The sequence below is a fragment of the Rhizobium sp. RAF56 genome, assembly GCF_052113965.1.
Taxonomy (GTDB): Bacteria; Pseudomonadota; Alphaproteobacteria; order Rhizobiales; family Rhizobiaceae; genus Rhizobium.
Genome location: NZ_JBFRDU010000021.1, coordinates 94,008 through 105,684, shown reverse-complemented (window position 1 = coordinate 105,684; position 11,677 = coordinate 94,008). Strand labels below are relative to the sequence as shown.

Annotated in this window: 14 protein-coding genes and 1 tRNA gene; 10 read left to right on the top strand and 5 right to left on the bottom strand. The window is 60.6% G+C overall.

Annotated features, from left to right (window positions below; genetic code table 11):
- The first annotated feature begins 958 nt into the window (after positions 1-958).
- Positions 959-2,305: a tyrosine-type recombinase/integrase gene (locus AB4048_RS18495; protein WP_442203448.1), complete on the top strand. Its 1,347-nt coding sequence runs from the start codon at positions 959-961 to the stop codon at positions 2,303-2,305.
- A 56-nt stretch (positions 2,306-2,361) separates the two neighbouring features.
- Here AB4048_RS18495 and AB4048_RS18490 read toward each other — a convergent pair whose 3' ends face one another.
- Positions 2,362-2,802 (bottom strand): hypothetical protein, encoded by a 441-nt coding sequence (locus AB4048_RS18490; protein ID WP_442203447.1) that lies wholly within the window; start codon positions 2,800-2,802, stop codon positions 2,362-2,364.
- 209 nt (positions 2,803-3,011) lie between these two features.
- Here AB4048_RS18490 and AB4048_RS18485 point away from each other — a divergent pair, with 209 nt between their 5' ends.
- The 9 genes from AB4048_RS18485 (at position 3,012) to AB4048_RS18445 (ending at position 7,903) form a co-directional block, all read left to right on the top strand.
- Positions 3,012-3,146, top strand: coding sequence for a hypothetical protein (locus AB4048_RS18485; RefSeq protein ID WP_442203446.1), 135 nt, complete (start codon positions 3,012-3,014; stop codon positions 3,144-3,146).
- Positions 3,147-3,510: 364 nt separating this feature from the next.
- The gene (locus AB4048_RS18480; protein WP_442203445.1) at positions 3,511-4,071 is read left to right on the top strand and encodes a recombinase family protein; all 561 of its coding nucleotides are present in this window, start codon (positions 3,511-3,513) and stop codon (positions 4,069-4,071) included.
- Positions 4,072-4,443: 372 nt separating this feature from the next.
- The gene (locus tag AB4048_RS18475) at positions 4,444-4,602 is read left to right on the top strand and encodes a hypothetical protein (protein ID WP_442203444.1); all 159 of its coding nucleotides are present in this window, start codon (positions 4,444-4,446) and stop codon (positions 4,600-4,602) included.
- Positions 4,599-5,360, top strand: coding sequence for a hypothetical protein (locus tag AB4048_RS18470; RefSeq protein WP_442203443.1), 762 nt, complete (start codon positions 4,599-4,601; stop codon positions 5,358-5,360). Before AB4048_RS18475 ends, AB4048_RS18470 begins: the two co-directional genes overlap by 4 nt.
- A gap of 199 nt (positions 5,361-5,559) precedes the next feature.
- Entirely contained in the window at positions 5,560-6,141 is a 582-nt protein-coding gene (locus AB4048_RS18465) for a hypothetical protein (RefSeq protein WP_442203442.1), read from the top strand.
- A 1-nt stretch (position 6,142) separates the two neighbouring features.
- On the top strand, positions 6,143-6,811 hold the full coding sequence (locus tag AB4048_RS18460) for a hypothetical protein (RefSeq protein ID WP_442203441.1): 669 nt from the start codon (positions 6,143-6,145) through the stop codon (positions 6,809-6,811).
- A gap of 13 nt (positions 6,812-6,824) precedes the next feature.
- Positions 6,825-7,208 carry a hypothetical protein gene (locus AB4048_RS18455; protein WP_442203440.1) on the top strand — a complete coding sequence of 128 codons (384 nt, stop codon included), beginning with the start codon at positions 6,825-6,827 and terminating at the stop codon, positions 7,206-7,208.
- Position 7,209: 1 nt separating this feature from the next.
- The gene (locus AB4048_RS18450) at positions 7,210-7,533 is read left to right on the top strand and encodes a hypothetical protein (RefSeq protein WP_442203439.1); all 324 of its coding nucleotides are present in this window, start codon (positions 7,210-7,212) and stop codon (positions 7,531-7,533) included.
- A 127-nt stretch (positions 7,534-7,660) separates the two neighbouring features.
- Entirely contained in the window at positions 7,661-7,903 is a 243-nt protein-coding gene (locus tag AB4048_RS18445) for a hypothetical protein (RefSeq protein WP_442203438.1), read from the top strand.
- A gap of 204 nt (positions 7,904-8,107) precedes the next feature.
- Here AB4048_RS18445 and AB4048_RS18440 read toward each other — a convergent pair.
- From AB4048_RS18440 to AB4048_RS18425, 4 genes are all read right to left on the bottom strand, one after another.
- Positions 8,108-8,198, bottom strand: a tRNA-Ser gene (locus AB4048_RS18440).
- A gap of 85 nt (positions 8,199-8,283) precedes the next feature.
- Positions 8,284-9,093, bottom strand: coding sequence for an aldolase/citrate lyase family protein (locus AB4048_RS18435; RefSeq protein ID WP_442203437.1), 810 nt, complete (start codon positions 9,091-9,093; stop codon positions 8,284-8,286).
- Positions 9,090-10,316, bottom strand: coding sequence for an NAD(P)/FAD-dependent oxidoreductase (locus AB4048_RS18430; protein WP_442203436.1), 1,227 nt, complete (start codon positions 10,314-10,316; stop codon positions 9,090-9,092). The genes AB4048_RS18435 and AB4048_RS18430 overlap by 4 nt, the downstream gene beginning before the upstream one ends.
- 105 nt (positions 10,317-10,421) lie before the next feature.
- Positions 10,422-11,540, bottom strand: a complete 1,119-nt coding sequence (locus AB4048_RS18425; RefSeq protein WP_442203435.1) for a Gfo/Idh/MocA family protein — start codon at positions 11,538-11,540, stop codon at positions 10,422-10,424.
- Between the last annotated feature and the right edge of the window lie 137 nt (positions 11,541-11,677).

Sequence of the window (11,677 nt, the reverse complement as noted above, 5' to 3'; positions counted from 1 at the left end):
TGAGCACCGGATACTACTGCAAGAGCAGCAGCGGAGCCGAGAAGAAGGCTCTTGATGTTCATATTGACCTCCAATTCAAAGTTTCGATCGGGTCTGGGTTTTTTGCCAAGAGGCATTCCCTGCCCCATCCCCATGTTTCAAGAAGTCGGACGATCAACCGCCCTTGCTTCCGAATTTGAAAATACAAGACGGCGGTCACCAAGCAATCTGCATTCGGCCTAATTTACTTATTTACCTCTCGCTTCATTAGTTCATGTTGCTGAAAGGACACAAAGTCGACACACGGCCTTTCCGCTTGTTTAGAATTCGTTAAGAAAATCCTTATCTGCCGGGCACTTACGCCCTGCGGGCAGTGCTTGGACAAAGAAGGCGGCGGCCATTTTCCGCCACTTCTCAGCGGTTTCCGGGAGTTAGGGCGGCATGGGCGCGCCGTTTTGCACGGAACCTCTTCGCCGGGCTCCGGTTGTCGGGGCGCTCAAGGGCGCGTGCACGGCAGTCATTCGAATCGAACACCGTTGATTGATTCGAGCGCGTCAGGAGGATGACGTTAGGGAAGGCACTTTGCGGTCGAGCTAACGACCGCTCTTCAATTCCATGGAAGGCGTCGATCACGATGATCTGGGCGCAAAGCGTTCTCGCCGCGCGGAGCCATATTCTATTCGGAACTTGTGGTCGCTGAAGTCGGCCGCTCGCTGGAAGAATTCCGGGAAATGACGACACCCCGTTCGGCACGAGGTTGTCACCCATGTCTTAGGTACAGACTGTTACCTATGTATCCGGGTCGGACATTGGGTGGATGGCGGAGAGGATGGGAAGCTCCGCCAGTAGCTCTCAAGCCATTGATGGCATTGATTTTACTTGCCAATCACCTCTGAAATTGGCACAAGTTCTTGGCACAAGTGCCTCAGAGGGACCAGACATGGCAGGATTTCGCGGCAAGCCGAGCAGGCACTTACGCATGAAGGGCAAGACCTACCAGTTCAAGATTGGCATTCCTGCTGAGTGCCGCGCCTTCTTCAAGGGGCAGCAGAACTACGTGGAAAGCACCGGAACCGGCGACATCGTCACGGCCCGCAAGTGGCGCAATAAGCGCGAGCGGGAGATGCAGGACATGTTTGACGACATCCGAAGCGGGCGCTTGGTCCCCTCGGGCACGGTGGTGTCAGATCAGATTGCCAAGGCCGTTGAATATGGGCGGTTCTCACGGGAGGTATATATAAAGGAGGAAGACCGCGACCAGAGGGCCCTCATGGTGGAGATCGCGCAAGAACACAGCGAGCGGCTTGAGCGGAAGCCGGATGTTCAAGCGGCATTCGACAAAGCTTGGTCTGGGCACGAACAAGTCGACACCCATCTCGGCGCATGGCTGAAGGAGGCCAAGCTCGCACCCAAGACCACCCTGGACTACCAAGGCATCGTCAAGAGGCTCGCAGTGTGGTGCAAGGCCAAGGGCCATACCGTTGTCGATATCGACCGTAAGACCGCAGGGCAGTACGTCTCGGGTGAACTTCTCGATCCCGACAAGATGACGAGGGTGACGGCGAAGAAGCACCTCGGGGCACTCGTGGGTTACTGGGACCACCTACGCCGCCGTGGTCATCTGGGGAAGTCCAGCGCCAACCCGTGGGCGGACCAGATCGCACCCGAGCGTGGCAAGCAGGGCGTGGCTACGGAAGAAGAGCGAGCCTTCACGGACGAAGAGCTTGCGAAGGTCCTCCACCTCGACACTCCAACTAAACGGCAGCGCAAGCCTGAGTGGGAACAGCAACTGAAGGAACTGGCCTTCATCTCGACCTTGAGCGGAATGCGGCTGGCTGAGATCACGGACTTGACCGTGGAGGCATGCCACGGCGGCAAGTTCGACCTATCGAAGGCGAAGACGAATGCGGGTGTCCGTGTCGTGCCCATTCATTCGAAGCTGGCTGACCTCATCGCTAAGCGTTGCGAGGGACGTGCGGGGAAGGAACTGCTGTTCAAGGAGTTCGAGGACCTGCCCAACCCATCGGACACGCTCTCGACGGCCTTCACGCGGCGGCGGGTGGCGCTAGGTGTCGATGAAAAGCGGGACGGCAAGCGGCGCAGCCTCGTCAACTTCCATAGCTTCCGGCGCACCTTCGCGACCAAGGCCCGCCATGCCGACATCCCCTTGGAGGTCATCCAAGACGTGATTGGCCACGATACCGGCAAGAAGGAAGAGAAGAAGTCAGTCCTGCGGGAGAGCTACGCCAAGGACGCAAGTTGGCAACAGAAGGTGAAGTGTGTGGAGGCGGTGGTGGTCCCGAGGACGCTGCGGTCAACGGGCTAAGAAGTTCTTAGGGTCCGCCGCCCGCAAGCAGCGCTGGTCGAAGCTGGTTGACACCGCTAGTCGTGCTTCAAATGTTCGGAGATCGAGCCTGATGGTGCTTCCCATGGGGCCAGCTGCAACTTGCTACGAGCTGCGTTGATGTAGTCTATGCACACCTCCTGGGTGACCCTGCTGACGATCATGGCAGGCGAGAAGCCCCAGTCACGCGGAAAGGCCTCATAGTGCCGCGTAACGCCGCCTTCGATCATAGCAGGGGTAAGATGCAGGCCTACAGCGCAATCGCTGAGCGCTGACCTTAGGGCCACTGCGTACGGCGGGTCTCCTATGAAGCCGCCATTCTGCTGACCATCGAATAGACCCTCGAAGTAGGCGTACCGCTCAATGAGAGACAGCCCCTTCCATGACGCATAGTCGTTCTGGTAGCCCGCCTCCGCGCTGCATCCCCAACCGATAGCTAGGTAAAGCGATGCCACCACAGTCCCCACATATTTCCGCATGCCCTTCCCCCCATTCCCGATGCCAAGATTGCAGAGCCAACCTGGGAGGTCAACGAGGAGGCAGAATGTCTGCGCTACGAAAATGCGAAGTGGCATGAATAAGGATGGACCGCGCGGAGACCCCCCGTGGCACCCTCGTTCACCTCAAGGCAGCCTTACCGGACGCTCGGTGGACCGTGGGCTGCTGAGGTGGGCCGTGGTGGTCTGGCGTGGCGCTGGTCTTCCGGATCGAGATACCGGGGGTCGACGTTCAGGAGATCGGCCAGTTCCTCAGCGAGTTCCTGCGTGAGCCGCACCATGGTGAAGTCGCAGGTCTCGGCTGCGTCTCCGGTGGCGCTGTCTAAGACCGACCACGTATGGTCCGGGTGTCGGCGGGTGACGTAGCGATTGTCTTCCATAGGCGACGGTAGCATCAATGGAGACGCTGCGTTGAGAATTCGAAGTCGGAGGCCTGCGCCGAATGCGCTGACCCTCAGCACCAAGCGAGGTTGAACCCCGCAAGGAATACCCTGACCCCTAGCTGCATGAAGCGTAATCCGACAGGTGATGACAGACCTCGCCTCTCTCTTCGCAGTGCCAATGAACCCTGCCCATGTGACTCACCCTGAAAGGTGCCAGAAGTAGTGCCACACACATGCTAGTTGACTTCTGGTACTGGCAGTGTCACAACGTCCTTAACGTCAACGGCACTTCAGGACAGGCAACATCATGGCACCTACGATCATCGGCTACGCTCGCACCTCGACCCTCGACCAGACCTATGGCCTTGCTGCCCAGCTACGGGACTTGGAGGCCGCTGGCTGCGAGAGGGTCTTCCAAGAGCAACTCTCCTCGGTCGATAAGCAGCGCCCAGAGTTGGCGAAGGCAATTGACTATGCCCGTAATGGTGACGTGTTCGTCATCACCAAGCTTGACCGACTAGCTCGCTCCATGGCGGACCTCGTCAAGCTCAAGGACACGCTGGAGACCCGAGGCGTCACTCTCAAGATCCTGAACCTCAACATCGACACCGCCACCCCGACCGGGAAGCTCATGATGAACCTACTGGGCTCTATCGCGGAGTTCGAGCGGGAGATCATGCTGGAGCGTCAACGAGAAGGCATCGCCAACGCCAAGGCGGACGGCAAGTACAAGGGACGCGCACCGACTGCCCAGCGCAAGGCGGATGAGGTCAAGAAGCTCAAGGCTGAAGGCAAGACCGCTGATCAGATCGTGGTCGAACTGGGCATCAGCCGGTCAAGCGTCTTCCGCATCCTCAGGAGCGAGTGAGGGCAACGCAGGTGTCTCGGGTGATCGCGCGTGGACTGAAGTAGTCCGGCGTGGGGGATAACGCCCGTGATTTAGGTTGTGCAGGGGTTCTTGCGGCTCCTCTGGATAATTCCATGACCCCTAGCGCGATCACAATGAATTGGGACACCCCTAGCTGCATATCGACATCTAGACGAGGTCGCTCGCTGGTCGGACCCGCCGCCTCATCGGGCGAGGCTGGCTTGAGCGCCTTCGTGTGCATGTTTTTGATGCACAGAACCGGCTGGATTGCTTGAAATCGTCGAAACCGCGTGTTTCGCGATCTATGTTTCAGACCTTGAGCAGAGACCCCTCCGGCACATGAGGAACCCAACGACACCAACGAGGACTAGAATGGCATACAGACAATGGAAGAAGCCGACGCTCACAGCGAAGCAGAGGATGGAACGCAGCATCATGGCATCCGCCCGCAATGCCATCGAGAAGGCGGAGCGCAGGAAGCTGGCACGGAAGGCTGCCGACATCCACGAGCAGGACAGGAACGAGCGATGACACCGCAAGGCCTGTCTCCCGGCGACCTGATCACCGTCTCGCTAGATGCCTTGGTGCTGCTGCCCGACAATCAGATCCGCGAGCAGATGTGCTTGCGTACGGTTCGGGAGTACGCCGAGTTGATGCGAGGCGGCGAGAAGTTCGTGCCGATCAAGGTCGCGCGGATTGATGCCACCGATGACACCAGAGGATTCGCTCTCGTGGACGGGTGGCATCGCGTCAGTGCTGCACGGCGGAATGGCCTTCGGGAGATCGACGCCGTTCTGGTGACACCGACGGGACTCGATGAAATCCCGTGGTTGGCTGCGGAGGCGAATAGGCGGCACGGGTTGCCGTTGTCGCGGGCGGACAAGCGGAACGTCTTCCGCGCCTACGTCAGAGCGAAGAGGCATCGCACGGGCAGAGGTAGCGCCGTGAAGTCAGCGAGGGAGATGGAGAAGGACCTGAACGGGATCGTATCGCGGCACCAGTTGCCGAAGTGGATGCAGTCCGACTTCCCGGCGATCTACGCGGCCATGAATGGCAACGGGCTGGAGCAGGGTAACGATGCAGAGGTGAAGGGACCCGACATGGACGAGGAATACGCCAAGGCAGCACGGGCAGCGTTGGACGAGTACATGGCCTGCATGCGTGCCATGAAGGATAGCCGTAAGGCTCGGCAGGTGCTGACCGTGGCAGCGGCACTGGTCACCGAAGTCTCCGAGGCCGTCACGGGGAAGCGAGAGTGGCCTAGGGTGGCTTTCGAGCCAGAGTTCTAGGGTAGTTCTTTAGATTTCAATGACTTACGACGGAAGTGGCTAATTAGCCGCTCTGGGGCGACACAATAGCCTGCAATGCCTTACTACGCAGGGCTTGTAGCGGTTGCGCTTCACTATTTCAGCAGCACACAGAACGACATCAATGAGGGCTCGGAGCAATCCGGGCCTTCTTCTATTCATCGAAAGGACATGAGCAAGAATGAGAGCAGATATTCGCAGCGGGGCAGATGCAACGACCCGCAGAACCCAACCCAACTGGCTTCTGGAGTGCCTCAAGGTGGGCATTCCCATGGCCCAGCTTCCACCAACCCCAGCGGCAGACGCGAGCTTCAAGGCGAAGTCGCAGCACACCTGGGAGCTTCGCAGGGCTTGGGAGCGCAAGACCGGACGCCAGATCGAACGGCTCACGCCTCCGGGATACTACGACAAGATCATGGAGCGGCGCAGGCTGGCCAACGAAGCCCGCTCGGTGCCGAACAGCGTCATCGACCAGATCATGGCTGACACCCACGCCTTCGAAGCCCGTGACCTGTTGCGGCAGGCTCGGGAGGAAGCGGACGCCTTCATTGTCGAGGACATCCGGCAGGCCGAACCGTTCAGCCAGATCGACACCCGCGTAAGTGATCCCGAAGCGGATCGTCTATCGAGGGTCTCCCCGACGCTGCCCGACGGTCATCGCTGGATCCGTGACGAAGACTTGCCAGCCGAGAAGGCCGAAGCCCGTCAGATGGCCATCATCGCGCGGTTCTCGGGGGCGCAATGGGTTCCGGCAGGTGGTTGAGATGACCGCGATCTACGTTCCGGCAACACCTCCGACACCCGAGGACACCGCCGTCCTCTTCACGCTCACCGGCGGCCCCGTCGAAAGACCTCACGATGCTGCGGCGGCAATCCTGTGGGCCGTAGTCCACTACACAGCGACCGACTGGGCTGATCTGGGGAAGCACCTCGGGACCGACGAACAGACGCTCTGGAACGTCTCCGAGAGGCTTCAGAGGTTCCACGGGATGTGGCAGGCGGGTCCGGGGGAAGTCGGGGCCAAGCTCAACGCCAACGAGGACTTCCTGTCCCGTCGCAATGCCAAGGTCATCAAGGAGACGGCCGACGCCAAGTACCGAGCGGGGCAGGACGAACATGGCTTCAGCCTGCCCTCCGCTCCGGTCAAGGCAGACGAGAACAATTTCATCTGGCCTCCCGACGCACAAGAACCAAGCAACCCCGCTGAGTTCGCAGCAGCCCTCATAGCTGCAATCGAAGAAGCTAAGGCGATCTCCTACGACGCCCTCGCGACCACACTCGGCTGCGGCATAGCCGAATTAATGCAGGCCTGCCGCAACCTCTCGATGAACCACGGTTACGACAAGCTGTCGAGCCGCTCCCTCCACTTCTACTTCGAACACCACTCCGACCGTCTCGCCGCGCTCAGCCGCGACACGTCGAACCAACCTTAAGGACAACACGACTATGGGTAACTTTCATTCTTTCTCCACGTCTTCCGACAACGGCAACGACCCCGAGCGCGAACGTCAGCTGGCGATCCAGCTTCATCAGGAGACGCGGGCGATCTACAAGCCGTCCTACGTGTCCAGCGACATGGCCAGCGAGATGTTCGCATCGCACGACCCCAGCACTGTGGACACGATTGTTGACGGCATTGCCATGTCCGCCGAGCAAGCCAAGACGCTCTACGAGAAATGCCTCATCACCCGGGACCAGTACGCCCGTGGGATCGAAGCAGGCATGCAGCGGGTGGGTAATAAAGGCTGGAAGGTCCGCGAGGATCGTACGCCTTCAGCCCGACCTTCGGCAGCGAGCATCATTCGCGCAACACTTCGCCGCAAGCGCTGAGATGCAGCCGTCTACCATCGAGCTTCTTGGCTCGCATACGGCCTACCACGTTGAAACCGACGAGACTGTAGACCGTACGTCACAGCGGAACCGCAGCACCACCAAGAGCGCCATCCCGCCGTTGTGCAGGAAGCTCATCAACCTTGGTCATGACCCCGACACTGTCGTCCACGTCAGGCGGGCCAAGGCCAACAAGGAAGGCTACGTCGCAGTCCTGAAGCGTGACCGGACCCTCGGCGCATGGGCCGCAGAGGACTGGGTGGAGAGCGATACGAAGTCGCCCCACCGCAAGGCCTACGCACCGTCATTCTTCGCGCACGCGTAGGGCCATTCTAGAGCGTTTTGTGGGTTGGTTGGGTCGACCTACCAGCCGACCCACGACGCGCTTCTATGGCCGCTACGGCACCACACACCCTCCATCATTCTGAACGACAACGAGAGGACAATATTCAATGGACACCATCGACGACCACAGCTTGAACAGCAACACCTTCAGCATCAACCGAGACACACGGCTTGTCCGCAAGACGAAGCCGAGGGCTCGTTGGTTCATCGAGTGGAAGGACCGGCGGATCAACGACTGGAACATCTCCGGCGTCTACATCAGCGCCGAGGATACGGCGAAGGTCGTCCACGGTATGCTGGAGGATAGACCCGAGGTGCGCGAAAGGGCGCTTGGGTGGCTGAAAGGCTGACCTTCCGAGATTTCTCGGGTGCGGGCCTCAGCGCGACGAACTTTTTTGTGGAACCCTCGACTAACCCAAGAGGTCGAACCAAGGAACGCCCGAGCCGAATCGACTCTGGCACAATTAAATTGGCACAAGTGATTGGCACAAGTGATTTAGAACGACCTAGCTAAGCAACTGTTATTAAAGGGTAAAATAGACTTATTGGGTGGATGGCGGAGAGGATGGGATTCGAACCCACGATACGCTTTTGACGTATACTCCCTTAGCAGGGGAGCGCCTTCGACCACTCGGCCACCTCTCCGGTGCGGCCCTGATAGGGCTATTCGCGGGGATAATCAAGCCGCAATTTGCCTGTCGCGGCATTTCCCCCGGCGCTTCATCAAAGCTCAGTAGCTGCTTGGCTTCCCCTCGCCGGACGCGCCGGGTTGGTCCGACTTGTAGATGGTCGCAAGGCGGCGCAGGGCGGCCGAAAACGCGGTGACGTCGGCGCCGACCGCGACGAAGGTCGCGCCGAGCTCCAGATAGCGCCGGTTCAGCGTCTCATCCATCGTCAGGATGCCGGCGGGCTTGCCGGCGGCGAGAATCGTTGCGATTCCCGTTTCTATGACAGCTTGAACCTCGGGAGCCTGCAGCTGACCCGGCAGTCCCATGTCGGCGGCGAGGTCGGCGGGACCGATGAAGACGCCGTCAATGCCGTCGACGGCCGCAATTCGCTCGAGATCCGCCATCGCCGCGCGGCTTTCGGCCTGGACGACGAGGCATATCTCTTCGGAAGCGTTGGCGGCATAGTCCGGGATGGTGCCAAAACGCGAGGCCCGGGCGATCGTCGCGCCCATGCCGCGCAAGCCATGGGGCGGATAGCGCACCGCGCGCACCAAAGCTTCGGCCTGCTCGGCGCTGTCCACCATCGGAATGAGCAGCGAGCGTGCCCCGATATCCAATGCCTGCTTGATCATCCACGTCTCGCCGACGGGCAGCCGCACCACGGCTTCGGAGGGCGAGGATTCCAGCGCCTGAAGCTGTGCCAGAATGCTGCGCAGGTCGTTCGGGCCATGCTCGCCGTCGATCACCAGCCAATCGAAACCCGCGTGTCCCGCAAGCTCGGCGGCGTAAGCATCGGCCATGGCGAGCCACAGCCCGATTTGCGGACGGCGGTCGCGAAGGGCGGCCTTGAAGGCGTTTGGGGCAAGGGTCATTTCATCAATCCAAGGAGTTGCTTGAGATCGGAGGCGGGGTCGGCGAGGACGGCGCGATCCGGCTGGACGCCGCTCTCCAGGAGTTTCTTGCCCGTGACATACGCCTTGGCGTCGTTCACCGCGTCGACGGCGATGAACTTGCCCGCCTTGAAATACCAGATCGAGGCGGCTCCCTCGCGCGCGCCTGCACGAAACAATGTCTCGTCATAGCCGAGATTGAAGCCGGCGATCTGCAATTTCACGTCATACTGATCCGACCAGAACCACGGTTTCGGATCGTATGGCTCATTGCCGCCGCCGATGATGGCGGCCGCGGCTTCCGCCTGGTCGACGGCGTTCTGCACCGATTCCAGCCTCGCCCTGCCGCCGTCCCAAAGCAGGATGGCGCAGTCGCCGACGGCGTAGATCGACGGATCGGAACTGCGCGCAAAGGCGTCGACGACGACGCCATTGGCGACGTCGAGCCCCGCCTCCTTGGCAAGCTGGTCGTTCGGCGCGACGCCGATGCCGACGACGACGAAATCGACGTCGATCGTGGTGCCGTCGGAGAGTTCCGCCGCGACGACGCGGCCGTTCTTGCCGACGAGTTGTTTCAAACCCGTCTTCTCACGGATGACGACGTCATGGTCCTGATGGATCCGGCGCATGATGTCGGCCGTCGCCTTCGCGGCGACCCGCTGAAGAATACGATCCGCCATCTCGATGACGGTCACCTCGAGCCCGCGATGGCGGGCGACGGCGGCCGCCTCCAGGCCGATATAACCGCCGCCGATGATCAGCGCGCGGCGACCGGCGCGCATTTCGCCGGCGAGCAGGTCGGCATCGCGCTTGTCGCGGGCAACGTAAACCCCGTCGAGATCGCCGCCGACCGAGGGCGGCAGGCGTCTTGGCGTCGAGCCGGTGGCAAGCACCAGCGTCCCGTAATCCAGCGACGAGCCGTCCTGCATGACCACACGCTTCTCGTCGCGCTTGATCTGCTCGACCCAGGTCGTCAGCCTGATCTCGACGTCGTTGTCCGCATACCAATGCTGCGGGCGGAAAAGCAGCCGATCGAAGCTCATCTCGCCAAGCAGGTACTTCTTCGTCAGCGGCGGGCGTTGATAGGGAAGACTTTCCTCGGCACCGATGATGGTGATCGGCCGCGTATCCTTGAGGGCGCGCATTTTGGCCGCGAGCGCGAAGCCGGCCTGGCCGGCGCCGACGATGACCAGTCTGTTCGTCACGATTCCTGGCTCCAGTGCGTAAAAAGCGCTTCAGGCCTCAGGCCGGCGCATCTTGGAGAGAGGCCTATCCCCTCACTCTCGATGCGTCAACCTAGGATCCGGCCGCTAGTCGTCGACCGTAACCCAGCCCCGCTCATGAAAAGCCTTGGCCATGGCATGGACCGATTTTTCGATGCGCAGCCCGTCCGCGAAACTCACCGTCGAGGAGGGTTCGCCGGCGATTGCCCGCAACAACTCGCGGCATTCGATGATCTTCAGGTCGTTGAAGCCGAGACCGTGGCCGGGTGCTGGAATGAAGCGGTCATAGGGCGCGTGCGCTGGCGCGGCGAGAATTTTCCTGTAGCCCTGCTCCGTCCCCCTTCCCTCGGCCTGATAGAGATCGAACTCGTTCATTCGCTCCTGGTCGTAGGTGATCGAGCCCTTGGAGCCGAATATCTGCAGCGCGATCCGGCCCTTTCGGCCCCAGGCGGCACGATTGACCATCAGCACCCCCGAAATGCCCCCGGCAAGCCGCATCAGCACGTTGGCGCCGTCGTGATTCTCCACCGCCTTGCGGCCACCCTGCTGCAGGGGACGGTCGGGATAAGGTTTCACCATGTCGGTGACGACGGCTTCCACATGGCCGAAGAGGAACCACAGCAAAGACAAGGGGTGCACGGCGAAATCGTCGAGCGCACCGTAGCCGCCCGCAAGCGCGCTCTTCCAATAGAAAAAGCCTTCCGGATCGGCCATGAAGTCCTCGTCCATCTCGACGCGGATGTGATTGACCTTGCCGATCGCTCCCTCACCGACAAGCACCTTGATATGCCGCATCACCGGGTTCTGGATGTAGTTGTAGCCGAGGACGGCCACCTTGCCTGAGGCGCGGGCCGCCTCGAGCATGCGCTCGGCGTCGACATAGGACGGCGCCATCGGCTTCTCGCACCAGACATGCTTGCCCGCTTGAAGTGCCGCGATCGCCATCTCGGCGTGGAACTGGTTCGGCGTGGTGACGGACACGACGTCGACCTCGGGATCGGCGATCAGCGCACGCCAATCCGCGGTCGCCTTCTCAAAACCGAATTCGGCGCCCCTTGCCGCCGCAAGTTCGGCGTTCGCCTCCGCAAGGTGCACGAGGCGCGGCCGTTCGACGTCGCCAAACACGGTTTTCACCGCGTTCCACGCCAAGGCGTGGCATTTGCCCATATAGCCGGTTCCAATCAATCCGACGCCAAGCTGCTTCATACCGGCCGAGCCTCCATCCAGGGTTGGTTTCAGGCGATTTTTGGAATATTTAGACCGTTTTGGCAAGGCGAGCATCTGCTCAAGCAGAGTTCAAATCTCCAATATTTTAGCTTTATCTATTTAATTTCCTAGACTTA